The following is a 23,073-nucleotide window of genomic DNA, read 5'->3' as shown; positions in this document are numbered from 1 at the left end:
GGCCTTCGTTCTGCTGTCAGACGCCATCTTCGAGACGCGCGAGCGGACGTGGCGCGTAATGTTCATTACCCTGGCCCGAGGGGAACCTGTATGCAGCTCCTAGAACGATCGCTGTCCGACGAGCACCGCGACATCAGAGACCGCGCCGACGCGTTCGCCGAGGAGATCCTCTCCCCGCGGACCGAAGAAATCGAGGCTGCCGACGAATTCCCGCGCGACGTCATCGAGGCCGCGGGCGACGCCGGACTCCTCGGTGTCCTGATTCCCGAGGAATACGGTGGACTGGGCTCCGATTTCGTCGGCTACGCGCTCGCGCTCGAACGGATCGCCCGCGAGAGCGGGGCCGTCGCCGAGACGATACAGGGACACACGTTCGCGACGCTGCCCGTGTTGCACCACGGGTCCGAGACACAGCGGGAGACGTACCTGCCGGAGATGGTCGCCGGCGAGTCGGTCGGTTCGATGCTACTGACCGAACCCGGCGCCGGTAGTTCCCCGACGGAACTCGAAACGGTCGCCGAGGAGACCGACGACGGGTACGCCCTCACCGGAGAGAAGTCCTTCGGGACGAACGCCGGCGTCGCGGACGTTCACCTCGTTGTCGCGCGCAAGCGACCACAGCCGGACGACTCACACGGCGTCAGCGTGTTTCTCGTTCCCGGTGCCGACGAGGTCTCCGGCTTCGAGTTCGAGCGCGCGGAGTTCATGGGAATGCGCGGCCACGTCACGGGCGACTCCACGCTCGACGGCGTCGAGGTCGATTCGGACGCGCTGCTCGGTGCGGTCGGTGAGGGATTCCGAATCGCGATGGGGACGATCGATATGGCGCGGACCGGCCTCGGCGCCATCGGTACCGGTATCGCGCAGGCGGCCTACGACGAGGCGGTCGACTACGCGAGCGAGCGCCGGCAGGGCGGCAACGCCATCGGCGAGTATCAGGCGGTGCAGGTCCTCGTCGCGAAGATGGACACCCGGCTCGAAGCGGCGCGCCACCTGGTGTACGAGTCCGCCGCGTCAATCGCCGAAAGCGGCGGAAACACGCGCAAGTCCAGCCAGGCGAAGTACTACGCCAGTGACGTCGCCGAGTTCGTCACGCGGAACGCGATGCAGATCTACGGCGGGAAGGGCTACCGGACGGACTACCCGCTCGAACGCTACCTCCGTGACGCGAAAATACTGAGCCTCATCGGCGGGACGACCGAAATTCAGCAGACTACCGTCGCGACCGAATCGCTCTCGCTCTAGTCGTTGGACTGGGGCTCGGGTGCTTCTTTCTCGCCGATTTCGACGCCGACGAAGTCCGGCTCGCGGTCCTCGAGGAACGCGTTGACGCCTTCCTTCGCGGATTCCGAGCCGAGCAGCGCGTTCTGGAGTTCGCGCTCGTGAGAGAGCGCGTCCCAGAGGGGCAGTTCGAGGCCTTCGTTGACTGCCAGTTTGTTGTGACCGACGGCCCCGGCGGGCTTCTCGACGATCTGCTCGGCGAACTCGAAGACGGCGTCCTCGACATCCTCCGGCGGGTGGATCTCGTCGAAGATGTCCTTGTCGTAGGCCTCCTGCGGCGTGAGCTCCTCGCCGGTGATCATCATGCGGAGCGCGTCCGAGCGGTTGATGTAGCGCGGCAGGAGCTGGGTCCCGGCCTCGCCGGCGATGAGACCGAGGTGGACTTCCGGCATCCCGACGCGATAGTCGTCGTCGTCACCGACGAAGCGGAAGTCACAGGCCAGCGCCAGTTCGAGACCGCCGCCCATGCAGTGCCCGTCGACGGCGGCGATGAAGACGGTGTCCGTCGTCCGCATCTTCATGATGATCTCCTTCGAGGTCTGGCTGGCGTAGCCGATCTGGTGGGCCTCCTCCGTCTGGAGGTCGTTGATGTCGAAGCCGGTCGAGAAAATGCTCTCGTTGGCGCTCCCGAAGACGCACACACGGACGTTGTCGTCGAACCGGACGCCTTCGACGGCCCGCTGGAGCTCCAGCAGCACGTCGATGTTGTGTGCGTTGACTGGCGGTCGGTCGATCCGGAGGATCCCGACGTGGTTTTCTACTTCTGTCTGGAAGTACTCGAGGTCTAGCTCGTCGAATGGTTCCATTGGTGCATTCTGCACATCTCGCCGGAGGTACTTAAATATACCGAAAGATTAAAATTATAGAAGGAGTGCGGCGGCTCTTCGGTGGGGCACGACGCCCCGCGGAATCGCGACGGCGACGCGGCCGGCGACTGCCGCTCGGTTACCGACCGGTATCGGGGGACTTCCCGTCGTATTTGAGGCGTTCGAACATTGTGTTACAGCCGTGGCAGTAGTACTGGCTCTTGGAGATCTCGGAGCCGAAGGCCGACTCCCGCTCGGTCTCGGCGGACCCACAGAACGGGCACTCCGGGCGGATGGGCTCGTCCGAGGAGCCCGTTTCGGATGCGCTCATAGGGTCAGGCTCTCGCGTATTCCGCGTTCTTGACGCCGCCTAACGCGTCGACGACAGCGGGGTCGACGTGCCCGTTGCCGATGCGACGGCGCGTCTCGTTCCAGGACGCTTCGTCCGGCGCGTCCCAGTCGACCGCGGAGAGGTCGACGTCGGTCCCCTCGAAGAGGGACTCGTAGTGCTGTTTGAATCCCTCGCGGATGTCGGCGACCGGCCGGTCGGTAAAGCCCGATTGGACGAGCGTGTCGGCGTCCGCGTCGAGCGTCTCCGGACCGAGCAGGGCGAGCGCCCCTGGGGCTGCCTCGGCGAACGCGGCTTCGACCGCCGCCGGATTCTCCTCGGCCTGCTGGCTGAGGCGCGCGTCGAGGTGTTCTAGGTGGAAGTACTCGTCCTGACCGATTCGCTGTCCGAGGCCGTCGAAGTCCTCGTGGGCGATCGAATCGATGAGATACCACGCCGCGCGCTCGGTGACGTCCGCCGCGGTCACGAACTCCGTCCACGTGTCGGGCGCGTCGTCGAGGCACGCGGCGTTGCTGAATTCCTCGGGGTCGCGGTCGCCCTGGAGCCACTCGAGGTCGCGGCCGTTGTCAGAGAGCTTCTCGAAGAGCTGTCGGACGTGACCGATCTCGTCCTGAGCGGCGCTCGCGCCCGCGATGTCGTCTTCGAGCGCCGGACCGGACAGCATCCACTCCGAGTACCGGTGTGAGAGGACGAGTTTGGTGTCGGCGATCGCCTGTACGTACTCGATTGCGTCGTCGTTCCAGTCGTCAGTCATTGGTCTGTCACCGCCGGTGATTCTGCCATCTGTGCACTCGTCACTTCGATCAGTTCATCGCGGGGAACTGCGACCATCCGGTCCCAGTCCTCCTCGTCGAAGGTGGTCCTCGCGTACGTCTTCACTAGTCTGTCGTCCGGTGCGTCCACGTTACCGACGTGGATCAGGTCTTCTCCGGCTCTGATTCGTGCGAATACTTCGTATTTCATAGCGCAATCCCAGATTCTTGCAGTTTCTCGCGCGCGTCGTCGTCTAGCATGTCCTTCGACCACACGGGGTCCCAGACCACGTCGATCTCGACGTCCTCGATGCCGCTCATCGTCCGGAGACAGCCCCGGATGTCGTCGTGGATGAACTCGTAGGCGGGACAGCCCATGCAGGGGAACGACAGGTCGATGTGGGCGACGGTATCCTCGACGGTGACGTCGTATATCATCGCCATCTCGACCAGGCTCAGCGGGATGTGGGGGTCCGGAATCTCGTCCAGGTTCGCCCAGACCGCCCGCTCCAGTTCCGTTTCGGTACCGTCGGGTCCGATGTCGAAGGGCCCGAACCTCAGTTCGTCTAGTTCCGTTTTCGAACTCTTGCTCATGGTCTACCGCTATTGTGGCATCACGTCGATGTTGCCCGATTGGATCATGTTGACGTACTTCTCGTTGGCCGGTCCACGCGCGCGCCAGCGGTCGATGACGTCGTCCCACGAGATCGGTTCGTCGAAGCGCCACTCCTTGTTCTCCTCGTCGAACGCGACCGGGAACTCGTAGTCGATGACGTACTCGTCGGCGTCCTCGTCGTAGTGCGCGGGGAACTCGAGACCGATCTCCGAGAGGAACGGAATCGCGCGGTCCATCCAGTCCTGCCGGAGTTCGTCGTTGGATTTCCCCTTGATTCTGTAGTCGAGCTGGTCGTCGTGGCGCTTCTTGTCGTCGGGGAGTCCGAACCACTCGAGCGCCATCGGGAACATCCAGTCGACCGCTTCCTGGACCTTCTGTCTGGTCGATTCGTTCTTGTTCGCGAGGCGGCGCATCCACGTCTCGCCGTGGCGGAGGTGGAACTGCTCCTCTTTGGACACCTTCGTCAGTGCGCGTTTCCAGGGCGCGTAGGAGGTGTTCTCGTGGATGTCGCCGAGCAGGGTGATCCCCGCGCGGTCGAACAGGCCGTGCGCACAGACGAGTTCGGCGAAGTTATCGATGTGCTGGTCGAACCCGTACGTGTTGCGGAACTCGTTAGGGTCGCGGTTGAAGATGAGGTCTTCGCGGTCCTCGCCCAGGTCCTCGAGCAGCCGATAGGCGATGTGACCGTGGCCGAGCTCGTCCTGAATGACGCTCACGCACGACGCCCGAGCGTCGAGGCTCGGTGCGTTCAGCGACTGCTCGTAGTACGCCGGCGCGCTCATGAGCTCCGTATCGGCCGACACCAAGAGGATCTGCTTCAGCGCTTTCTTGTACCCCTCTGTCATCTCGTCGACCGACTCGACCATCTTCCCGTTCTGTAGCTGCTCTTTGAACTCCGCTTCGGAGACAGGAGCTGGTTCTGCGGACATTTTCAGTACACTCGAATGTTCGACTCATAGGACATAAATGTTTCCCAAAGACCGAGATATTCCGATCCCAGATAGGAACGCTTTTTTAACAGAAGAGGTAGTATGCCAACTCATGGCAGCTCAAGTAAGACAGGCGAAACGAGACGACGGTTCGGAACTCATCGACCTCTGGCACGGCTTCACGGACCACCTCTCGGAGTACGACGACCGGTACGAGCACAAAGACGAGGCCAACGAGCGGTGGCTGCAGTACTTCGAGAATCAACTGCTCGACTCGAAGTACGGGACGGTGTTCGTCGCGGAAGCGGACGACGAACTCGTCGGTGTTCTCGAGGTCCGTGTCGTGGGCGACCATCCGATCTTCCGGCTCAAGGACCACGGGTACATCAACGGACACTACGTGAGAGACGCGTATCGGGGGACTGGCGTCGGAAAGCAACTGCTCGATGCCGCGGCGGACTGGCTGCAGGACCACCCACGCGGAATCGACTTCTGTCGCGTCGACGTGATTCACGGTGACGAGAACGCGGTCTCGGTCTACGAGGACCTCGACTTCGAACCGATAGAGCACGTCTACGAGTACGAGCTATAACGATGGCCACCACACACACCGTCGAGTTCGTGGACATCGACCGGTCGATAGAAGTCGCCGAGACCCAGACTATACTCGAAGCGGCTGACGAAGCGGGACTCGACCTCCCGTACCAGTGTCGGATGGGGGTCTGTGGCGTCTGTAGCGCGCTCCGACTCGAAGAGGGAGAGATCCAGCAGACCGAGGCCATGTTCCTCTCCGACAGTGAGAAAGACGAAGGCTACGTCCTCACCTGTGTGGCGAAACCCCGTTCCGATCTGAAGCTCAGAGCGAACGAAGGACCGTAGGTTCTAGACTGTCGTTTTCTACCGCTACACCGCGTTTCTACCGGGTACCCCGTCTTCAATCGATGGTGTATACAGTAAACGTATACAGATTGTGGGGACGACGGTGGCTCCGGTGTTCCCCAGAATAACAGATGTACGGAAGTTATTGTAGGGACGGGGGCAGAACCATAATGGTTAATATTATAACACGACGGCAGAAACCCCGTCGAAGCTTGACGAATGTGAATAATACATGTACGCCTGTTATTCCTGTTTCACCTGACGGAACGATCATCGGTGCAGGACGAACGAGATATCGGTAACAGGCGTACGGTCGTTATTCCACTCTGATAACTACACGATTTATCATCGTATACGATACTGTATTCAGCTACCGTATATGGCGGTATACGCCTGTACGGCGTTCCCACTTGCCAGATTTCGTGCTACAAGATACCACACTGGTGACGGCTGGACGATGGGACGGACGGGAGAAGGTGCGGCGCTGTCGAATCAAGGTCACAGGGGAATGCAACAGCGCGTCGGGGGAGCGTCGGTGAGCGTGCGCGGCGGCGTCAGACCGTCTGTTCGCGGTCTCGGAGCTTCGTCCGTTGAATCTTGCCCGTCTCCGTCCGGGGCAATTCATCGAGGAACTGGATCGCGCGCGGGTACTTGTAGGGTGCGAGCGTGTTCTTGACGTAATCTTGCAGTTCGGAGACGAGTGATTCGCTGGCCTCGTACTCCTCGTGCAGTACGATATACGCTTTGACGATTTCGCCGCGCTCCTCGTCCGGAGCACCGATGACGGCGACTTCCTGGACCGCCTCTCGTTCTTCCAGCACCATCTCGACCTCCGGCCCGGGGATGTTGTATCCGCTGGAGATGATGAGGTCGTCCTCCCGGGACTGGTACTCGAAGCGCCCGTCCGCTCGCTGGACGAAGATGTCGCCGGGGAAGCTCCAACCGTCTCGGACGGCGTCTTTCTGCTTCTCTGGCCGATTCCAGTATGTGATGCCGGTCGGACCGCGGACGGCGAGCTGTCCGGAGCGACCGCGCTCCAGTTCTTCGCCCGTTTCGGGATCGACGATCTTCGCCTCGTAGCCTGGAACCGGGAACCCGGTCGCTTGGGGGTCGATCTCGTCGGTGTGGCGGTGTGAGATGAAGATGTGGAGCATCTCGGTCGTCCCGATCCCGTCGAGGATGTCGATGCCGTACTTCTCACGGATCTCCTCGAAGGTGTGGGGCGCGAGCGGCTCTCCGGCGCTCAGGCCGAGTCGGAGCGAACTCACGTCGTACTCCTCGTGGCCGTCGGGGAACTTCGAGAGGATCTGGTTGTAGGCCGTCGGGACGGAGCAGAAGACGGTGACGCCGTGGTCTTCGACGGTTTCGAGGAGCGTCTCGGGCGTCGCGTCCTGGACGAGACTGGTCGTCGCGCCGAACCGGAGCGGGAACGTCACGAGGTCGCCGTAGCCGTACGCGAAGGGGAGCGGGGGGTTCCCGCCGAACACGTCGTCTTCCGTCGGTTCGAGACAGTAGTTCGCGTAGCCGTCGGCCGTCGCGAGGATGTTCGCGTGCGTGTGAATCGCGCCCTTCGGGCGACCGGTCGTCCCGCTGGTGTACAGCATCAGGCCGATGTCGGTCGCCTCGGTGTCGTGAGCCGCCAGTTCGTCGCTGGCTTCGTCGATGAGCGCCTGGTAGCTCGGGCGGTCGTGGTCGACGCCGACGTCGTCGACGACCACGACCTCTTCGACGCAGTCGACCGCGTCGACCGCGTCTTCGAGTTCGTCGAGCAGGTCGTCGTAGACGACAGCGAGCTTGATTTTGGCGTCGTCGAGGATGTGTGTCAGCTCTTTCGCCCGCAGCAGTTTCATCGACGGCTGGGGAATCGCGCCGATCTTCTGAACGGCGAGACAGGACACGATGGCTTCCGGACGGTTCGGGAACCGGACCAGCACGCGGTCGCCCGGTTCGACGCCGAGATTCTTGAGTGCGTTCCCGAAGCGGTCGACCTGTTCCTTGAGCTCGCTGTACGTGAGTTCCTCGTCGCGGAATCGGATCGCCACGTTGTCGCCGCGCCCGTTTTCGACGTGCGTATCGACGAGCTCTTCGGCGACGTTGACGTGGGACGGGTAATCGGTCTCGGGAAGCGCATTGACGGGCTCCGGGCTGTTCGCCGCGTCTGGCAGATACGACTCAGGCAGGTTCTGTTGCATCTCTCAATTCGATAATGAAGAACATCATATTTGTTAGTTTCGGTAATTAAGACCCGTCGTTCCACGGGTTGTCCGGTAAATGCTCAGCGCGTCCAGAAGCCGTCCGGATCGAACTCGCGAATCAATTCCAGTACGTCCCCGGACGGGGGGTCTGTCCGGCCAATGGGGTCGTCAGTTACCTCCGCCGCCGTCTTGAGGTCCCACGGGAAGTCGTCAGCGATCTCGTCGAGGGTAACCCCAGGGTGGAGCGACTCGACGTAGAGTTCCCCGCCGTCGTCGAAGCCGAACGTGGCCTTCGTCGTGACGAGCGTCTCCGGCCCACCGCCTGCGACAGATTCGCGCGCCCGCCAGTCCCCACCGTCTCCGTGACCGGGGCTCGTGTTGTACGTGACGCGCTCGACGAACCGTCGCGGTTCGTGTGCCATCAGGACGACCGTTCGCCGGGAGAGGCAGGCGATGTCGCAGGCCCCGCCGCTTCCCGGGAGGCGGATCTCACTGGATCCCGACGCGACTCGGGTCGTATTCAGGTTCCCGTATCGGTCAATCTCGGCGCCGCCGAGGAAGCCCACGTCGATCTCGCCGCGCTGCAGTCGCGACATGATATCCACCATACTCGTCGTCGACAGCGCCCGGTCGAGGTTCGGCAGGTCACACATCGTATGCAGGAAGCCGCTCGCCGGGTCGTCGCGCACGACGCCGCTCTCGAAGACCGAGACAGCGTTCGGCGCGTGCGTGCTCACGGCGACCTGGAACGCGATGAGCGGCAGTCGCATCCCGACGAACGCCGCGTCGCCGTCGTCGATTTCGCGGGCCGCGGCGGCCACCATCAGTTCCCTGTCGGTGTAGGACTCAGCGTCCATACTCCACCTCCGCAGCGACGGTCGGCTCGGAGACCCGCAGGTCACGGTCGATGTTCTCCATGTAAGCCTCGCGGTCCGGGACGTCGTGGACCCACTCGTTCAGCCAGGCGGTGGCACCCAGTTCGTCTTTCGTCTGTTCGGCGTAGGCGAGGTAGTAGTCGTTGTCCCGGTTGTATCGGCCCGCGAGCGGTGAGGGATGGGCCCCGAAGGGGACCTCGGCGACCGCGGTCACCGACTCCCGCGTGATGGCGGTCCGGCTTGGGTCGCTTTTGATCACGTCCGGATCGACGATCTCCTCGGCAACGACGAGGGTGTCGTCGGCGGCGTTGACTGCTTCGAACGTCACGCCGGAGTTCCCCCAGAAGTGCGCGTCGCCGTACGGCGAGGCCCGCTGGACATGCACAACGGCCCAGTCTGGATGGATGGCAGGGACGAGCGCGAGCCGGTCGCCGGAGTACGGGTCCTCAGCTTCGCGAAAGCGGTCGTTCTCCGCGAAGACGTCGCTCCCGAGCAGCGACCGGGTCGGGAGGTACGGCACGCCCATCGCACCGGCTTTCAGCGACAGCGCGATACTGAAGTTCGAGTGGTTCTCGACGGCCAGGGTTCCGTCCTCGACGGCCCGTCTGAAGTTGTAGCCGGTCCCGGAACTGACGTTGCCGACCCACGCGGCGCGAACCCGGTCGACGAGGTCGGCCGCCACGAGTTGGTCGAACAGGAGGTCGCTGATCGGACCGACGAGCGTCAGTCCGTCCGTTCCCTGCCGGATGAGTTCGTGGCCGGCAGCGAACGGAATCGCGTGCTCCAGTGCGAGCCCCATCGCGACGGAGCTACCCGGTTCGATACGGTCGACTGCCGTTGAAAGGTCTGTCACCTTCGCATCTGGCATACTTCGATAGACTCCGCCGGTGACCAAAAATGAACGGGTTCGGGCTACGAGAAGACCTTCTCTCTGTACGTCGCCAGCGCGGATCGGGCCTTCGAGACGAGCACTCTCGGGTCGGGGTTCGACTGGACGGTGCGGAAGATGCCCGCGAGTCCACGCGGGGCGAAGATGACGATGACGATGTAGACGATACCCAGGTAAATCTCCCAGTTACCGATGGCGGAGAGCGAGTCTTCGAGGAAGACGACGAGGAACGCGCCCGCGATGGGGCCCCACAGCGTCCCCATCCCGCCCAGTAGCGTCATGACGATCAGTTCGCCGCTGGTCGTCCAGTGCAGCATCGCCGTGGTGGCGGTGCTGTTGAACGGGACCCAGAGGCCGCCGGCCAGGCCGGCCATGCCGCCGCTGATGGTGAACGCGACGATCTTGTAGCGGTCAACGTCGTAGCCGATGAACGCGACTCGGTCCTCGTTCTCGCGGATGGCCTGCAGCACGCGACCGAACGGGGAGTTCGCGAGGCGCGTGACGAGCGCGAGCATCCCCCCGAGTATCGCGAGTGAGAGGTAGTAGTACGCCATCAGCGACCCGGTGTCGACGCCGAACAGCGTCAGCGACGTGATGCCGACCAGCCCGTTGTCGCCGTTAGTCACCGCCTCAACGCCGAGCAGCATGGCGGGAATGTCGTTGAACGCGACGGTGTAGAACAGCTGTGCGAACGCCAGCGTGAGCATGGCGAAGTAGATGCCCCGGGCCGAGACGCTCAGCCAGCCGATGAGGGCAGCGACGACCGCGCCGGCGATCACTGCCACCGGGAGCACGACGAGGGCGCTCGCGGTCGCGTTCTGAATCAACAGCGCGGCGGCGTACCCACCGGCGCCGAACATCGCCGCGTGACCGAACGACAGCAGGCCGGCGTACCCGAACACGAAGTCGAGACTGAGCGCGAACAGCGCGAAGATGAACATGTGCGTCGCGAGGTCCATCCAGAACGGGTGGACCGCCTGCGCGAACGGGGCAAACAGCACTGCGACGACACCGGCGACGAACAGCCCGACCCGGACGCGACCGCTGAGTACGTCCGTCTGTTGCCGCGCGGAGAAGTGCCGACCCACGATGTCTCTGACGCTCATCTACGCGCCCTCCGGAGAGCCGAACAGTCCGGCCGGTTTCACCAGGAGCACGGCCGCCATCAGCAGGTACAGGAGTGCGTCGGTGAACTGCGGGGCGAACGTCGGTCCGAACGCGTTGAGCATGCCGACGACGAACGCGCCGACGACGGCCCCGCGATAGCTCCCGAGGCCGCCGATGACGACGATGGCGAACGCCTGGATGATGATGCTCGCGGCCATTCCCGGGTCGACCGCTCTGGACGTTCCGAGGAGGACTCCCGCGAGGCCGGCCAGAATGGACCCAAGCACGAAGACGGCGGTGAAGACGCGTTTGACGTCCGTTCCGAGCGCGTCCACCATCTCCGAATCGTGCGCGCTCGCTCGCATGACGATGCCGAAGTCGCTTCGGCGCATCGCCACCCACAGCGCCGCCGTGACGGCGATGCTCACGCCGAGCAGGAACAGGCGAAACAGCGGGTACGAGAACAGCACGAGATCGACCGATCCTTCGAGGAGCGCCGGCGTCGCGATGTTCTGGACCTGACCGCCCCATATTTCGGTCACCAGCCCGTGGAGCATTATCGCGAACCCGAACGTCAGCAGGATGTGATAGAGGGGGTTGCGGCCGTACAGCGGCCGGATCGAGAGGTACTCGATAAGACCGCCCAGCAGACCGACTAGGAGGGGCGCAACCAGCAGCGCGGCCCACCAGTTCCCCGTGACAGTGACGACCGTGAGCCCGAAGTACGCGCCGAGCATATACAGCGAGCCGTGTGCGAAGTTGATGACGTCCATCATCCCGAAGATGAGGGTCAGGCCCACCGTGACGAGCACGAGCGTCATTCCCATCTCGACGCCGAGCAGTGCCGTCTTCGCGACTCCTTCTATGGCCATGTTACAGGCTGCACCCCCACGACGGTCCTTCCACCTGCGTCAGCGTCTCGACCACTTCGTTCTGGACGCCGTCGTCCGCCTCGACGACCTGCCTGATGTCCATGTCCATGATCGGGTCGTGCGTCGAGGACTTGAACTTGAAGTAGCCGCGTGGGCTGTCCAGTTCCGCGCCGGCGAGGCTGGAGACCATCGAGTCGGTTTCGGTGCCACCGGCCTCGGTGACCGCCAGCTCCGCTGCGAGGGCGGAGTCGTAGCCCTGACACGCGTAGACGTTCGGCGTCGTGTCGTACTGGCTCGAGTACGCGTCGACGAACGCCTGGTTCCGGTCGGTCTGCTTTGTGGGCGTGTAGTGCAGCAGCGAGTACATGTCGAGCGCCGCCGTTCCCTGCGCCGGGAGCGTGTCGGCCGACAGCAGGAACCCGCTTCCGGTCTGGGTCATCTTCTCGTCGAGGCCGAAGGAACTGAACTGCTTGATGTAGTTCACCGCGTCACTCCCTGCGAAGAAGGAGAAGACGGCATCAGCGCCGCTGTTTTCGATCTCCTGGAGGAACGACGAGTAGTCGGACGTGCCAAGCGGTGCGCCGATTTCGTCGACCACCGTCCCGCCGACCTTCTCGAACTCCTCTCGGAAGAGGTTCTTCGACTGCTGCCCGAAGGTGTAGTTCGCGTACGAGAGGACGACGTTGTCGGCGATGTTGTCGTTGATGTAGGACGCGAGCGGCGCGCTCGTCTGCCACGTGTTGAACGAGGTACGGAAGTGATACTTCGTGCAGTTGTCCTGAACGAGCTTGTAGTTGCCCGCGTTGGCGTTGAGCCAGATCGCGCTTCCCGAACTGGCGATCTCGGGCTTCATCGCGCCGGCGACGGCGCTCGAAACTGGGCCGACGATGAAGTCGACGTTCTCCGACTGCAGGAACTCCTGTGTGATGGAGGCTCCCGTTGCCGGGTCGGCACCGGTGTCCTTGCGGACGTACTCGACTTCACGACCGTCGATTTCGCCCTCCGACTGTTGGTCGAGCCGGAGCTTGACGCCGTTGACGATGCTCTCGCCTAAGAACGAGTACGTTCCCGAGAACGGCAGGACGAAGCCGATTTTGACCGAGTCCGAACCGCTGCTCCCCGCGCTGCCGAAACAGCCGGCGAGTGAGGCCGCTACCGTCGCCCCACTTCCCGCGAGGAACTTTCGGCGACTAAACTGGACGCTACGCTTCTCGTCGGACATGCGCTCCGATGGCATACGGATGCGAACGGATACACTATTGATATAGGTTTCGGTAATTCTACCAAATTGTTGATTCAGAACTCGGCCAACAGGGGTAAGCTTTTATACTGTTAGGTCACTCACAAAGGTATGGCAACGCCTCTCTTGGCGTTGGACAGCGTCACGAAAGAGTTCGGCAAGATTCGGGCCGTCGACGAGGTCACACTCGACGTACCAGCGGACGAGGTAACCGCTGTGATCGGTCCGAACGGAGCCGGCAAGACGACGCTGTTCAATCTGATCACCGGCAGATACGAACTGACGAACGGGCAGATCGAACTCCGGGACGAACGGATCGACCAACTCGACCCACAGGACATCGTTCGACAGGGTCTGGCGCGGTCGTTCCAGATCACGAACTTCTTTCCCGACCTGACCGCACTGGAGAACGTACGACTGGCGGCACAGGCACAGCGAACGGGGCTCACCCCGGGCGCGCTGCTCAAGCACTACGACGACCAGTCGGAGACGCGAGAAGCGACGAGGGACGTTCTGAAGCGCCTGGACCTCCTGGACATCGCACAGGAACCGGCCGGGTCCCTCGCACACGGCCAGCAGCGCCACCTCGAAATCGGCATCGCGCTGGCCTGTGAACCGGACCTCCTCGTGATGGACGAGCCGACCGCAGGGATGAGTCCCGACGAGACCGTCGAGACCAGAGAACTCGTCGAGGACCTCGCCGAAGACATCACGATCGTGATTATCGAACACGACATGGACGTGGTCATGCGCGTCGCCGACCGACTCGCAGTGATGGAGAACGGGTCGCTCCTCACCGTTGGGCCACCGTCTGACGTGCGGGAGGACGAACGGGTCCAGCAGGCTTACCTCGGAGGTGAGACGGCGTGACGGTTCTCGAAGTAGACGGAGTGAACACCTACTATGGGCCGAGTCACGTTCTTCACGATGTTTCGCTGGACGTCGAGGAGGGCGAAATCGTCGCCCTCATCGGACGGAACGGGGCCGGAAAGACCACGACCCTTCGATCGATAATGGGCGTCACACCGCCCAAAGAGGGAACGGTCCGTCTCTACGGGGACGACCTCCAGGACCTCCAGCCCAACGAGATCAGACGGCGGGGAATCTCTTGGACGCCCGAAGATCGTCGCATCTTCCCCGATCTGACAGTCGCCGAGAACCTCCAGATCGCGAACCGAGTCACAGCCGATTCCGACGGACCGAACCGAGGAACGACGTTCGCTATCGAAGACGTATACGATAGCTTCGCTCGCCTCGACGAGCGGCGCGACCAGCGTGCGGGCACGATGAGCGGCGGCGAACAGCAGATGTTGGCCATCGCTCGCTCCCTCGTCGGCCCGCCGGTCCAGGTGCTGGCGCTGGACGAACCGTCAGAGGGGCTCGCCCCACAGATCGTCGACGACGTTCGCGGTATGATCGAGGAACTGAACGACCGGGGCATGACCATTCTGCTCGTCGAACAGAACGCGCATCTGGCACTCGAGTTGGCCGACCGGGCGTACGTCCTCGAAACGGGACACATCGAACTGACGGCCCCCGCATCCGAGCTACTGGACGATCAGGACGTCCTCGAAACGTATCTCGGGGTGCGATAACCGTGACAGGGACGCATCTCGACGGGGAGACGCGACGCTATCACGAGGAGGTGTACGTAGACATCGACGCTGACCGCGGCGTGGCCTGGCTCGTGATGGAAGCAGACGAAAACGACGTGAACTCGTTCACCGCGACGAGCGTCGACGCGCTCACCGACGCGGTCAACGACCTGCGGACAGAAATCGACTGTCTCGTGCTGTTCGGTCAGGGGAACTTCTCCGTCGGCGCGGACCTGACCGACGTGCAGGACACGCCACAGGAGCTTCGCCCGCCGAAGATCGACAATACCGCGGCGGCCTCGAACCGATTCATCCAGGCGCTTCGGTCGCTCGACGCGCCGGTAATCGCTGCAATCGAGGGTATCGCCGCCGGCGGCGGCCTCGGGTTTGCCCTCGCCTGTGACATGGTCGTAATGCACGACGAGGCACGTTTGGATACGGCTTACGCGCGCATCGGCCTCACTCCCGATAACGCCACGCCGTTCTTCCTGACGCGCGCCGTCGGACCGTACCAGGCGCGAGACCTGCTGTTCGACCCGCGGCCGATATCGGCGGCCGAAGCGGATTCCCTGGGCGTCGCAGACCGCGTGTTCGCCGGTTCGCCGGCGGCGTTCCGCGAGCAGATTACCGAACTGGCGGAGCGTCTCGCCACAGGACCGACGGACGTCTATGGGAAGATCAAGACGCTGGTCGATAGCGCGTTCCACTCACAGCTCGACGAACACCTCGAACTGGAGCGGGAGATGATCAGGGCGGCGAGCGAGTCGGACACGTTCGACGAGGGGCTGAACGCGTTCGTCGAGAAGCGAGACCCCGAGTGGGACTGAACCGACGGCCGATCACACCAGATTGTCCACCGTTTGCTCGATCGCTGCGACCCGCTCGTACTGATCGGTGGCGACTTCGTTCAGGTCACCGATCTGCTCTTTCAGGTCTTCGAGGTTCGTGACCGTTTCGTCGATCATCGCGGCGACTTCCTCGGAACTCGCGGCGTGGTCGTCGGTCGCCTCGGCGACCTCTCGGGCGCCGTCTGCGGTTTCCGCGATGGACTCACGGACCTGGTGGAACGACGCCACGGTCTCCGAGACCGCGTCGATCGCTTCGTCGATTTCGTCGGTCGTCTCGCCGAGTTCAGTCGCGGTGCGTTCGGACGTTTCGGCGATTTGGGACACCATCGACTCGATTTCCTCGGACTGCTCGTGTGACTCCTCGGCGAGGGATTTGATCTCGTCCGCGACGACGCCGAAGCTGTCACCGACTTCCTCGGCCCTCGCGGCCTCGATGCTGGCGTTCAACGCGAGCATGTTCGTCTGGTCGGCGATCGCCTGGATGATGTCGACAATCTCGTCCATCTCATCGGCCTGCGTCGTGAGGGCCTCCATCGTCGTGGTGACCGTGTCTGCCAGGTCCTGTACGTCTTCCAGTCGATCGATAGCCTCTTCGGCCGCCTCCTCGCCGGCGTCTGCGTGCTCTCGCGCCTCCTGTCCGGCCTGACTCACTTGATCGGCGGTGGCGGCGATCTCCTCGACCGTCGCCGATTGCTGGGAGACTTCGCTGGAAATCTGTTCCATCTTGGCGGTTTCGTCGGTCGCAAACGATTCGATGTCGTCCGTGAACGACGAGAGTTCGTCGACAGCACCGGAGAGTTCGGCCAGTTGGTCCTGAACTGACCCGCTCACGCGTTCCTGGAGTGATTCGAGTTCGCGCTGTCGCTTGACGTGCTTCGAAACGTCGGACGCGATTTCGAACGCACCGACGACTGCGCCGTCGGGGCCACGGAGTGGGACGCCGTAGTTCTGGAAGATTACCTCCGTCGACGGGACTTCGCGGACCTCGTCCTCCTTGATTACCGTATCCGTCCGGGCGATAGTCTCAGCGAGCGTCTCCGCTTTGTTTTCAGTGCCGATCACGTCGTAGGCGTTCTCCCCCAGCGCGTCGGCCTGCGGGATGCGAAGCTTCTCTGCCAGCGCCTCGTTCCAGTGGGTGAGTTTCCCTTCCGCCGTCGTCACGAGAACTCCTTCGGGGAGATCTCTGACGAGTCCGTCGAAGAGTCCTTTCCAGAAATCTCGTTCGCGGCGTGCCAGTTCGGCGTCCGTCGCGTCTGACTCCGCGAGATCGCTGACCTCTTTGTACGCCTCCCAGAGCTCGGCGGATAGCGCTGTCTGTGCTCCACGCTGTTTTCCTCCATCGCTGGAATCCATTGTCAGGTGTAACTGCCCACAATTATTATTTTAATCTTCCTCCCGAAATATCAGTTGTAATTCCGTTTGGGGGACCATCCAGGCCGCGGTCTGTGTCACTGCAAAAACCCCCTACATATTCGCGTCAATCCTTAACCCCGTTCGAGAGAAAGAATTCCCCCATGGACGAATCGACGAACGGGAACAATCCGAGCTGTACTGGCTGGGACAACTCCGCGTGCGAAGGGACGGAATACTGTCCGCCGCGCTGTCCGCGGTTCGTCGACAGCGAGGGCGTCGCTCGAATCGCGCGGCCATTTGAGGACGATGATTTCGAGTCACTCGTCGAGATGTACGATAGCCTCGACAGCTACAGTCGGACGCAGGGAATCCCGCCTGCGACGCGCTCACGGATCGAATCGTGGCTCTCGATGCTCGTGGAGAAGGGCTGGAACCTCGTCGTCGAAGCCGACGAGCGGATCATCGGCCACACGGCGGCGGTCCCGGCGTCCGCTGAGCGTCCCGAACTCGTCGTCTTTCTCCACCAGTCCGTCAGGAACCGAGGCATCGGGACGGAACTGCTCAAACACCTCATCGCGCATGCCGACGACCAGGACCACGACGGGCTGACGCTCAGCGTCTCGTCGGGCAACAACCGAGCGATCACAGTGTACCAGAATATCGGGTTCGACGTCAGCGTCCGGTCGAACCCCGACATCGAGATGGAGTTGTCCATGGACGATCCGATTGCCGATCGGGTCCAACTGTTTCCAGCACAGCGGAAAAATAATCGGTAGCTGGTTGCGGTGCCCCAGTAATCGCCAACCAAGGATCAATTATCGGGTGTGTATGATTTTCCCTGAGAGGTGAAATATGATTGGTCTGCTCGAGACAGAGGGAGTGTGGTTCAGGGGAATTCGATTGGGAACATCTTAGCTCAATCAATTATTCACTAGCTGTTCACTGATTATTTTCCTTCTCAATAGCATCGAATACGTTCTCCGCGGAAGGGAACTCTCCTTCTCGTACGTCGTCTACATAGGATTCCACTGCGTCTCCTATGATTGAATTGAGATCAGCGTACTGTTTCGAGAGTTGGTATGATTCTTCACTCAGACCCAATACGTCGGTAATGACGAGAACCTGCCCATCTACGTACCGACCTGCCCCGATTCCTATCGTAGGGATATCAACCGCTTCGGTGATCTGTTTTCCTGTCTCTTCTGTGGTGGCCTCAAGGATAATCGAAAAGGCTCCTGCCTCTTCCAGTCGCTTCGCGGTCTCAATTAGTGCCTCAGCTGTGGCTGAAGTGTCAGAGCCCCGCCCCTGTACGTATCCGCCACCAATCTGGTTCATCCGCTGTGGAGTTAACCCGATGTGGCCAACAACAGGTATACCAAGTTCAGTAAGTCGAGACACGATCTCGATGGTCGTTTCTCCGTAGGGGGCAGTCTCTAGTTTCACAGCGTCAGCCCCTGCGCCCTTCATGAATTGCCCAGCATTCTCAACCGACTCTTCGAGCGACGTACCGTACGACAAAAACGGCATATCGCCGACTACCATCGCGTCCTCTACTGCCCTGTCAACAGCTGCGGTATTCGACAACGCTTCCTCAAGGGTCAGTGGGAGTGTGTCTTCGTATCCCAGGTGATTGTCACCAGCACTATCTCCAACTAGAATCATGTCCACACCACCTCTATCTACTTGGCGAGCTATCGGAGCGTCGTACGCAGTCAGCATCGTGAGCGACTCTCCCTCATTGTACTTTTTTATGAGATCCGGAATTGACACGCGACTCATACTGAAACGGTCTCACAACGCTTTTTTATATCATTCGTTACAGTTTCGTCTGTACTGACCAAACCGTGATTTACCTGAGTCGTCGTTAAACGTAGCACATTGTCCATTCACACTCAACAACCACAGAGAACTCACAGAACGCTATGAACCAAGCCTCACCTCGGCTGCTCAAAGAATAATCGGATCAATTTCTTAATTGTCCCAGATTCTGGGCAGTTGGGAGAGTTAAGTTGTAAGAAATTGCAATAAGTCGGGCCACAACGGTCAGCACCACACACAGCACAGCAGCCATACCTCCAACAAGCTCAAACGCTTCTACCATCCAGTATGCACTTCCACCAAGGACAGCACAACTCGCATAGAAATCTTCGAAAAGAATGAACGGAGACCTGTTAAGCAAAATATCTGCAAGTGCACCCCCACCGACGGCATTGATCGTTCCAATAGCCACGACACCGAATGCCGACATTCCTGCCGCAGATGCGACGATCGCCCCAGTCGTTGTGAAGGCCGCCAACCCTATCGCATCCGCGAAAAGCGTGAGTGGATGAGTTTCTGGATCTGTGAGGAAGACATTTAGTGCGATCGCTAGCCCGACACCGAGCAATCCCAAACTGATCTCGGTCGGCGACTGTAGGGCTAATGGAACCCTTGTTACGAGAATATCACGCGTTGCACCACCGGCAAAGGCCATTGCTAGCCCCACGATAGTGATACCAAGCAAGTCGAATTCCTCACGAATCGCCTTTGAACTACCGACGAAGGCGAACGCAATCAATCCAATCGTATTCATTACCGCAAATGGATCGCCAAATAAGACATTATAGAGTTCTTGCTCCATTTTTTCGGTGATAGGCAATGTAGTCACTTGAATGCACCGAGACGACGGTTCTCAGGGTCCACTACTTTTTCAGGCACAGCCAAAACCGGAGTGTCAATTCAATCTTGGTATCGCGCTTGATTGGCGCGATTCCAGTCGGAAGGCTTACCACCACTACGATGCCGAACGGTATTCCAATTAAAACTCTAGAGATCATCAGATCGAAATGCAACAAGTCGGAAATGGATGGATCAAAATTTTGCGATAATATTCAGGTTGGAGATTGTAACAGCGATCAATGGTCTTGGACCAGGTTTTAGCTATACTTGGATCAACGTTTCCAGAATGTCTCGAAAGTAGATACTTTCGAGTTATTAATAATTATCTGATATATTTAACAGCGATCTGAATTCCGTGGTATTCTATCTGAAATCGAAGCCAAAAAGTTGAAGTGCAATTTGGAGGTGTTTCAAACCAGGAATTAGCAATAAGCTGGTTCGAGATCGTGATTTTCGGTAGTATTTGGTTAATTTTTATGAAAGCGATCATGGTGGTGGAAGACAACCGAAGATTTAGAGTCTCGTTCGTTTTCGATGGATTGTAGTGTACAATCAGAATTGCTGGTGGTTGATTCGAATCACGGTTTCATTGACCTCAGGATGATTCGGAGAGTTGCCGCTGACTGGTTCAATATCAGCCTTTTTGCGCCCATTCGTCACCGCCTTTTCTGGACTGACCGATACCAAATAATCAGAAATCCAAACAATACCTATTTGTGATAGTTATGGCACATACATCTGAATACCGTGGATGATTGTTCGCTCAGGTTTTCGCTCACACTTCACAAAATCCAGATCAACCCAATCTCAACTATCTTCAGTCGGGCGAGTTCTGGTATTGGGTATCAATAAATTTATCATTTCGCTGTTCACGCTTTACTAAACACCGCCAACTGAAGTCATTCAGAACTAAAAAGTGTCTTGAGAGCTTCTTGTTGGCGCTCAGAGAGCCCCTCCGCGGTATGATTTTGCGACTCTGAAACAATCTGTTCCAGTTCGGCTGCCTCTTGTTCAGTGAGTGTTCCAAGTCCTTCCCGCCAACTGATAGACGTTTCATATAAAAGTCGGTCGATGAAGTCACTGAAGCTCTCGCTATCACGTTTTCGAGCTTTCAGCCGCTCGTAGACATCATCCTGAATTTTGATTGTTTTTCTCCCCATTGTTTGGATTTGAATACTTAAGCACAAAATCGTTATCCTCGGTTGTGGTCAAGTCTCTCCCAAAGGGTGGGGAAAATGAAACCGTCGACCTCAATGCATGAGAGCTAGTTCTACTTGATATTCTCCACCAGCATATATATCGGGGAGGGGAACGACAATAACTAGATTTCTGGAAACCCCATCATCGCGAGAACGATCGTGATCCCGATGTTTTCGACGAAATCAGCGGCAAGTCGTGGACCTGTTCGGGGTGGCCCCCGATTTCGTAATCGGGTTCGTCGTCGACGCGATTTTCCTCAGAGTGTGGCTTTACACGCTGCAATTCGTTTCGAAGAATCTCATCCCAGGGATCGATATTGAGGGTTGTACGTTTTGGTCGCGATTCTGTTGGGTCGTATGCCGTCAGCGCAGTCACATCCTGAGTAGATGACTGGAGGTGGAACGTCTTCGATAAGCGCTTCCAGCGAATTCCGGGGGCGTAGAATGAGCGTCTATAAGATATTGAACTCTTCTACTTCACTAGTCAGCAGACGGCCTATCTGAAGAGTGTTCTCGGCGATATCAACAAAAGGCGGATATTTCTTTCCGAATCCAAGGGAAATTCTAAGCAATAGGCAAAGTAATCCAGACCAAGTGGCGACCCTCGGTCCGGCTGTATTCTGCGTGACCTAATCGCTACTTCAAGAATTACTCGGGAGATTTATCTTCAAGCACAGACGCATTGATTTCACCCGTTAGGTACTGCTCACCGAGATCCGTGATTTCATAATAGGAAGATTGAGATTTTTGAACAAGCCCTGCGTCAAGAAGGAGTGCAAGCCGCTTCGAAACCCAATTCCGAGTATAATCGAGGTTGACTGCAATAACCGCTGGCGACAGCATCAGCCCAGACTCAGATAATAAGGCAAGGATGCGGTCATCGGTTTGGTTCATCCACGATACACGTGGTCGCACAACCGCTCAGTTCCTACCAATAATAAAGTGAATACTGACTCTAATCCAATCAGATACTGATTGGGGTTTATTACAATACCGTACGCTATCTTGAAGTCTCTGCTCGGCGTTTAGAGAAGTTGGAAACGTGTATGAGAGAGAACGCAATCCCGACAACGAACGAAAAGGAGGTATTGGAAGAGAAAATTTCCAATCATCTACACGCTCTTCGAGCACCACGCCGGCGGCTTGCGATTCACCTATTAGCTGGGAGAGGGTCCGCATCACAAACGTCAACACGATGGTTAGCTCGGCGAATTGCAAGTCAAGAAAACAATCTCGACCCGGGTCTCGTAAGCGGGAAACGGTACAAAAACGTGTATAATGCACTATCTCAAAGCCACCTGCCGACACTTTCGGGAGCAGAGATAATCGTCTACGACCCTCATCGTCAGGAGGTACATCTCGGACCATCATTCGAACTCGCTCATTTTCTTCTCAATCTTAATGAGCCGGCTATAGAGATGTTCTACGACTAATCCAGTGAGCAGATCGCAATCGAGATATCCAACAATCAGTGATAGACTATGCTCCATCCTCCCCACACTGGAGTAATGGTAAACACCAAGTCCACTACAGAATCGAACAATACGGGCGGGGCCTCAGTAACCAAGATAGTCGATACACTTACTGCAGAAAATTTCGAGAACTGGTACCGGAGTCGCAAATTTCGACAGAACATACAAGACGGAAAACCGTATTTTAACGGTCCGAGCCCAGTGACACCACCGGAGCGCCACAGCCCGAGTAAGCTCCTCCAGTGCCACCGGAAGATATATTACAGACAAGAAAATGCCCCTGAAGAACAGGATGATGCAGAGGGTGTCCTCTGGACTGGACGGCGCATCGAAGAAGACGTTGTTCTTCCATTCTTACGTGATGTCGTCAGTACTGACCAAACCTACGTGAGGAACTCGATATGGATTGATTTCAACGTTGAGAAGCAGGATAACGAACTTGCGATCAAGGGCATGACCGACCCAGTGCTTGTTGACGAAGAGAGCAGCCCACTTTTGCCAACGGAAGTGAAAACCACGTCGTCGATAGAGTACAAGGATTCACCGGACAGACATCATCGTGCTCAATTACATGCGTACTTAGCAGGGCTATCGGCAGAATATGACCGAAATCTGACTGAGGGCGTTCTCCTCTACGTTTCTCGCGAGACATTCGATATCAAAGCCTTCCCTGTGGAGTTCGATGCCGAATTTTGGAGCGAAACAGTCGTGTCGTGGGCTAACACGCATACCGAATATCGTCTTGGCAATGAACTTCCACCAGCCCAGCCGGAAGCTAACTGGGAGTGTGGGTACTGCTCATATCGTGAGCGGTGTGGGAGAGGCGACACACCCTACACAGACATGAGCCCTGAAGGCTTTCTTCCGAATGTCGACTCGTATCCTCGAAACAAGGTTCGTGAGTATCTTAATGCACATGATGGGGCAATGTTGACACCGACACTCGCCGAAAAATACCCTGACTTGGCCGAGGAACACGGTGTCCAGTTCTGGGAGTGTCCGAACTGTTCCACATCCTTCGAGAAAGAAAAGATCCCGGGAGAATTCGGACCAGACCGCAGTCCTCTGTGTCCACACTGTGCGCAGTCAAAGATACTTGCCGAGTTACGTCTGTCTGTACCGACTGACCGAGGGGTGTAGTATAATGCATGTTGCCCC

The 23,073-nt window shown here is 59.1% G+C and carries 26 protein-coding genes; 9 read left to right on the top strand and 17 right to left on the bottom strand.

What is annotated here, in order from left to right:
* The first annotated feature begins 90 nt into the window (after positions 1-90).
* Entirely contained in the window at positions 91-1,245 is a 1,155-nt protein-coding gene (locus ACOZ4I_RS20070) for an acyl-CoA dehydrogenase family protein (RefSeq protein WP_424005734.1), read from the top strand.
* Here ACOZ4I_RS20070 and ACOZ4I_RS20065 read toward each other — a convergent pair.
* From ACOZ4I_RS20065 to ACOZ4I_RS20040, 6 genes are all read right to left on the bottom strand, one after another.
* Complete coding sequence (locus ACOZ4I_RS20065; RefSeq protein ID WP_424005732.1) at positions 1,242-2,087, bottom strand: enoyl-CoA hydratase/isomerase family protein; 846 nt, start codon at positions 2,085-2,087, stop codon at positions 1,242-1,244. The two genes, ACOZ4I_RS20070 and ACOZ4I_RS20065, sit on opposite strands and share 4 nt — an antisense overlap.
* A 139-nt stretch (positions 2,088-2,226) precedes the next feature.
* On the bottom strand, positions 2,227-2,418 hold the full coding sequence (locus ACOZ4I_RS20060) for a hypothetical protein (protein WP_424005730.1): 192 nt from the start codon (positions 2,416-2,418) through the stop codon (positions 2,227-2,229).
* Positions 2,419-2,422: 4 nt separating this feature from the next.
* A complete protein-coding gene (locus tag ACOZ4I_RS20055; RefSeq protein ID WP_424005728.1) occupies positions 2,423-3,190 on the bottom strand; it encodes a Phenylacetic acid catabolic protein in 768 nt (255 codons plus the stop codon).
* Complete coding sequence (locus tag ACOZ4I_RS20050; RefSeq protein ID WP_424005725.1) at positions 3,187-3,399, bottom strand: phenylacetic acid degradation PaaB family protein; 213 nt, start codon at positions 3,397-3,399, stop codon at positions 3,187-3,189. Before ACOZ4I_RS20050 ends, ACOZ4I_RS20055 begins: the two co-directional genes overlap by 4 nt.
* Positions 3,396-3,782, bottom strand: coding sequence for a metal-sulfur cluster assembly factor (locus ACOZ4I_RS20045; protein WP_424005724.1), 387 nt, complete (start codon positions 3,780-3,782; stop codon positions 3,396-3,398). The genes ACOZ4I_RS20050 and ACOZ4I_RS20045 overlap by 4 nt, the downstream gene beginning before the upstream one ends.
* Positions 3,783-3,791: 9 nt before the next feature.
* Complete coding sequence (locus ACOZ4I_RS20040; RefSeq protein WP_424005792.1) at positions 3,792-4,670, bottom strand: Phenylacetic acid catabolic protein; 879 nt, start codon at positions 4,668-4,670, stop codon at positions 3,792-3,794.
* A 175-nt stretch (positions 4,671-4,845) separates the two neighbouring features.
* Here ACOZ4I_RS20040 and ACOZ4I_RS20035 point away from each other — a divergent pair, with 175 nt between their 5' ends.
* Positions 4,846-5,325, top strand: a complete 480-nt coding sequence (locus tag ACOZ4I_RS20035; RefSeq protein ID WP_424005722.1) for an N-acetyltransferase family protein — start codon at positions 4,846-4,848, stop codon at positions 5,323-5,325.
* A 2-nt stretch (positions 5,326-5,327) separates the two neighbouring features.
* Complete coding sequence (locus tag ACOZ4I_RS20030; protein ID WP_424005720.1) at positions 5,328-5,612, top strand: 2Fe-2S iron-sulfur cluster-binding protein; 285 nt, start codon at positions 5,328-5,330, stop codon at positions 5,610-5,612.
* A 554-nt stretch (positions 5,613-6,166) separates the two neighbouring features.
* Here ACOZ4I_RS20030 and ACOZ4I_RS20025 read toward each other — a convergent pair.
* The 6 genes from ACOZ4I_RS20025 to ACOZ4I_RS20000 all read right to left on the bottom strand — a co-directional run bounded on the left by ACOZ4I_RS20025 (position 6,167) and on the right by ACOZ4I_RS20000 (position 12,787).
* On the bottom strand, positions 6,167-7,804 hold the full coding sequence (locus ACOZ4I_RS20025; RefSeq protein WP_424005718.1) for an acyl-CoA synthetase: 1,638 nt from the start codon (positions 7,802-7,804) through the stop codon (positions 6,167-6,169).
* An 83-nt stretch (positions 7,805-7,887) separates the two neighbouring features.
* On the bottom strand, positions 7,888-8,664 hold the full coding sequence (locus tag ACOZ4I_RS20020; RefSeq protein ID WP_424005716.1) for a CoA-transferase subunit beta: 777 nt from the start codon (positions 8,662-8,664) through the stop codon (positions 7,888-7,890).
* Positions 8,654-9,550 (bottom strand): CoA transferase subunit A, encoded by an 897-nt coding sequence (locus ACOZ4I_RS20015; protein WP_424005714.1) that lies wholly within the window; start codon positions 9,548-9,550, stop codon positions 8,654-8,656. The genes ACOZ4I_RS20020 and ACOZ4I_RS20015 overlap by 11 nt, the downstream gene beginning before the upstream one ends.
* Before the next feature lie 44 nt (positions 9,551-9,594).
* Entirely contained in the window at positions 9,595-10,677 is a 1,083-nt protein-coding gene (locus ACOZ4I_RS20010) for a branched-chain amino acid ABC transporter permease (RefSeq protein WP_424005712.1), read from the bottom strand.
* A complete protein-coding gene (locus ACOZ4I_RS20005) occupies positions 10,678-11,550 on the bottom strand; it encodes a branched-chain amino acid ABC transporter permease (RefSeq protein ID WP_424005710.1) in 873 nt (290 codons plus the stop codon). It lies immediately after the preceding gene.
* A gap of 1 nt (position 11,551) precedes the next feature.
* Positions 11,552-12,787: an ABC transporter substrate-binding protein gene (locus ACOZ4I_RS20000; protein WP_424005708.1), complete on the bottom strand. Its 1,236-nt coding sequence runs from the start codon at positions 12,785-12,787 to the stop codon at positions 11,552-11,554.
* A gap of 114 nt (positions 12,788-12,901) precedes the next feature.
* On the opposite strand from ACOZ4I_RS20000, the gene ACOZ4I_RS19995 reads away from it, so the two are divergent.
* From ACOZ4I_RS19995 to ACOZ4I_RS19985, 3 genes are read left to right on the top strand one after another with little or no spacing between them, the layout of a single operon-like run.
* Positions 12,902-13,660, top strand: coding sequence for an ABC transporter ATP-binding protein (locus ACOZ4I_RS19995; protein WP_424005706.1), 759 nt, complete (start codon positions 12,902-12,904; stop codon positions 13,658-13,660).
* Entirely contained in the window at positions 13,657-14,385 is a 729-nt protein-coding gene (locus tag ACOZ4I_RS19990) for an ABC transporter ATP-binding protein (protein WP_424005704.1), read from the top strand. The genes ACOZ4I_RS19995 and ACOZ4I_RS19990 overlap by 4 nt, the downstream gene beginning before the upstream one ends.
* 2 nt (positions 14,386-14,387) lie before the next feature.
* Positions 14,388-15,212, top strand: a complete 825-nt coding sequence (locus ACOZ4I_RS19985; protein WP_424005703.1) for an enoyl-CoA hydratase/isomerase family protein — start codon at positions 14,388-14,390, stop codon at positions 15,210-15,212.
* Between the two features lie 12 nt (positions 15,213-15,224).
* Here the strand turns inward: ACOZ4I_RS19985 and ACOZ4I_RS19980 are convergent, their stop codons facing one another.
* Positions 15,225-16,586, bottom strand: a complete 1,362-nt coding sequence (locus ACOZ4I_RS19980) for a methyl-accepting chemotaxis protein (RefSeq protein ID WP_424005701.1) — start codon at positions 16,584-16,586, stop codon at positions 15,225-15,227.
* Between the two features lie 161 nt (positions 16,587-16,747).
* Here ACOZ4I_RS19980 and ACOZ4I_RS19975 point away from each other — a divergent pair, with 161 nt between their 5' ends.
* Positions 16,748-17,362, top strand: a complete 615-nt coding sequence (locus ACOZ4I_RS19975) for an N-acetyltransferase family protein (RefSeq protein WP_424005699.1) — start codon at positions 16,748-16,750, stop codon at positions 17,360-17,362.
* 163 nt (positions 17,363-17,525) lie between these two features.
* On the opposite strand, the gene panB is transcribed toward ACOZ4I_RS19975, so the two are convergent.
* From panB to ACOZ4I_RS19955, 4 genes are all read right to left on the bottom strand, one after another.
* Complete coding sequence (gene panB / locus ACOZ4I_RS19970; RefSeq protein ID WP_424005697.1) at positions 17,526-18,365, bottom strand: 3-methyl-2-oxobutanoate hydroxymethyltransferase; 840 nt, start codon at positions 18,363-18,365, stop codon at positions 17,526-17,528.
* Positions 18,366-18,549: 184 nt separating this feature from the next.
* Entirely contained in the window at positions 18,550-19,206 is a 657-nt protein-coding gene (locus tag ACOZ4I_RS19965) for a trimeric intracellular cation channel family protein (RefSeq protein WP_424005695.1), read from the bottom strand.
* 937 nt (positions 19,207-20,143) lie between these two features.
* Complete coding sequence (locus ACOZ4I_RS19960; protein WP_424005693.1) at positions 20,144-20,404, bottom strand: antitoxin VapB family protein; 261 nt, start codon at positions 20,402-20,404, stop codon at positions 20,144-20,146.
* Positions 20,405-21,091: 687 nt separating this feature from the next.
* Complete coding sequence (locus ACOZ4I_RS19955) at positions 21,092-21,337, bottom strand: MarR family transcriptional regulator (protein ID WP_424005691.1); 246 nt, start codon at positions 21,335-21,337, stop codon at positions 21,092-21,094.
* Between the two features lie 152 nt (positions 21,338-21,489).
* Here ACOZ4I_RS19955 and ACOZ4I_RS19950 point away from each other — a divergent pair, with 152 nt between their 5' ends.
* Positions 21,490-21,876, top strand: a complete 387-nt coding sequence (locus ACOZ4I_RS19950) for a DUF7344 domain-containing protein (RefSeq protein WP_424005690.1) — start codon at positions 21,490-21,492, stop codon at positions 21,874-21,876.
* A gap of 75 nt (positions 21,877-21,951) precedes the next feature.
* Positions 21,952-23,055, top strand: a complete 1,104-nt coding sequence (locus ACOZ4I_RS19945; RefSeq protein ID WP_424005689.1) for a CRISPR-associated protein Cas4 — start codon at positions 21,952-21,954, stop codon at positions 23,053-23,055.
* The last annotated feature ends 18 nt before the right edge of the window (positions 23,056-23,073 follow it).

The sequence above is a fragment of the Haloarcula salina genome, from assembly GCF_049603855.1.
In the GTDB taxonomy this organism is placed as follows: Archaea; Halobacteriota; Halobacteria; order Halobacteriales; family Haloarculaceae; genus Haloarcula; species Haloarcula salina_A.
This window is presented reverse-complemented; position numbering and strand designations above follow the sequence as displayed.

Bases quoted from the DNA above. Each gene is read 5' to 3' on its own strand.
- ACOZ4I_RS20070 (WP_424005734.1), top strand. From the start codon at position 91: ATGCAGCTCCTAGAACGATCGCTGTCCGACGAGCACCGCGACATCAGA.
- ACOZ4I_RS20065 (WP_424005732.1), bottom strand. From the start codon at position 2,087: ATGGAACCATTCGACGAGCTAGACCTCGAGTACTTCCAGACAGAAGTA.
- ACOZ4I_RS20060 (WP_424005730.1), bottom strand. From the start codon at position 2,418: ATGAGCGCATCCGAAACGGGCTCCTCGGACGAGCCCATCCGCCCGGAG.
- ACOZ4I_RS20055 (WP_424005728.1), bottom strand. From the start codon at position 3,190: ATGACTGACGACTGGAACGACGACGCAATCGAGTACGTACAGGCGATC.
- ACOZ4I_RS20050 (WP_424005725.1), bottom strand. From the start codon at position 3,399: ATGAAATACGAAGTATTCGCACGAATCAGAGCCGGAGAAGACCTGATC.
- ACOZ4I_RS20045 (WP_424005724.1), bottom strand. From the start codon at position 3,782: ATGAGCAAGAGTTCGAAAACGGAACTAGACGAACTGAGGTTCGGGCCC.
- ACOZ4I_RS20040 (WP_424005792.1), bottom strand. From the start codon at position 4,670: ATGGTCGAGTCGGTCGACGAGATGACAGAGGGGTACAAGAAAGCGCTG.
- ACOZ4I_RS20035 (WP_424005722.1), top strand. From the start codon at position 4,846: ATGGCAGCTCAAGTAAGACAGGCGAAACGAGACGACGGTTCGGAACTC.
- ACOZ4I_RS20030 (WP_424005720.1), top strand. From the start codon at position 5,328: ATGGCCACCACACACACCGTCGAGTTCGTGGACATCGACCGGTCGATA.
- ACOZ4I_RS20025 (WP_424005718.1), bottom strand. From the start codon at position 7,804: ATGCAACAGAACCTGCCTGAGTCGTATCTGCCAGACGCGGCGAACAGC.
- ACOZ4I_RS20020 (WP_424005716.1), bottom strand. From the start codon at position 8,664: ATGGACGCTGAGTCCTACACCGACAGGGAACTGATGGTGGCCGCCGCG.
- ACOZ4I_RS20015 (WP_424005714.1), bottom strand. From the start codon at position 9,550: ATGCCAGATGCGAAGGTGACAGACCTTTCAACGGCAGTCGACCGTATC.
- ACOZ4I_RS20010 (WP_424005712.1), bottom strand. From the start codon at position 10,677: ATGAGCGTCAGAGACATCGTGGGTCGGCACTTCTCCGCGCGGCAACAG.
- ACOZ4I_RS20005 (WP_424005710.1), bottom strand. From the start codon at position 11,550: ATGGCCATAGAAGGAGTCGCGAAGACGGCACTGCTCGGCGTCGAGATG.
- ACOZ4I_RS20000 (WP_424005708.1), bottom strand. From the start codon at position 12,787: ATGCCATCGGAGCGCATGTCCGACGAGAAGCGTAGCGTCCAGTTTAGT.
- ACOZ4I_RS19995 (WP_424005706.1), top strand. From the start codon at position 12,902: ATGGCAACGCCTCTCTTGGCGTTGGACAGCGTCACGAAAGAGTTCGGC.
- ACOZ4I_RS19980 (WP_424005701.1), bottom strand. From the start codon at position 16,586: ATGGATTCCAGCGATGGAGGAAAACAGCGTGGAGCACAGACAGCGCTA.
- ACOZ4I_RS19975 (WP_424005699.1), top strand. From the start codon at position 16,748: ATGGACGAATCGACGAACGGGAACAATCCGAGCTGTACTGGCTGGGAC.
- panB (WP_424005697.1), bottom strand. From the start codon at position 18,365: ATGAGTCGCGTGTCAATTCCGGATCTCATAAAAAAGTACAATGAGGGA.
- ACOZ4I_RS19965 (WP_424005695.1), bottom strand. From the start codon at position 19,206: ATGGAGCAAGAACTCTATAATGTCTTATTTGGCGATCCATTTGCGGTA.
- ACOZ4I_RS19960 (WP_424005693.1), bottom strand. From the start codon at position 20,404: ATGGGGAGAAAAACAATCAAAATTCAGGATGATGTCTACGAGCGGCTG.
- ACOZ4I_RS19955 (WP_424005691.1), bottom strand. From the start codon at position 21,337: ATGAACCAAACCGATGACCGCATCCTTGCCTTATTATCTGAGTCTGGG.
- ACOZ4I_RS19950 (WP_424005690.1), top strand. From the start codon at position 21,490: ATGAGAGAGAACGCAATCCCGACAACGAACGAAAAGGAGGTATTGGAA.
- ACOZ4I_RS19945 (WP_424005689.1), top strand. From the start codon at position 21,952: ATGGTAAACACCAAGTCCACTACAGAATCGAACAATACGGGCGGGGCC.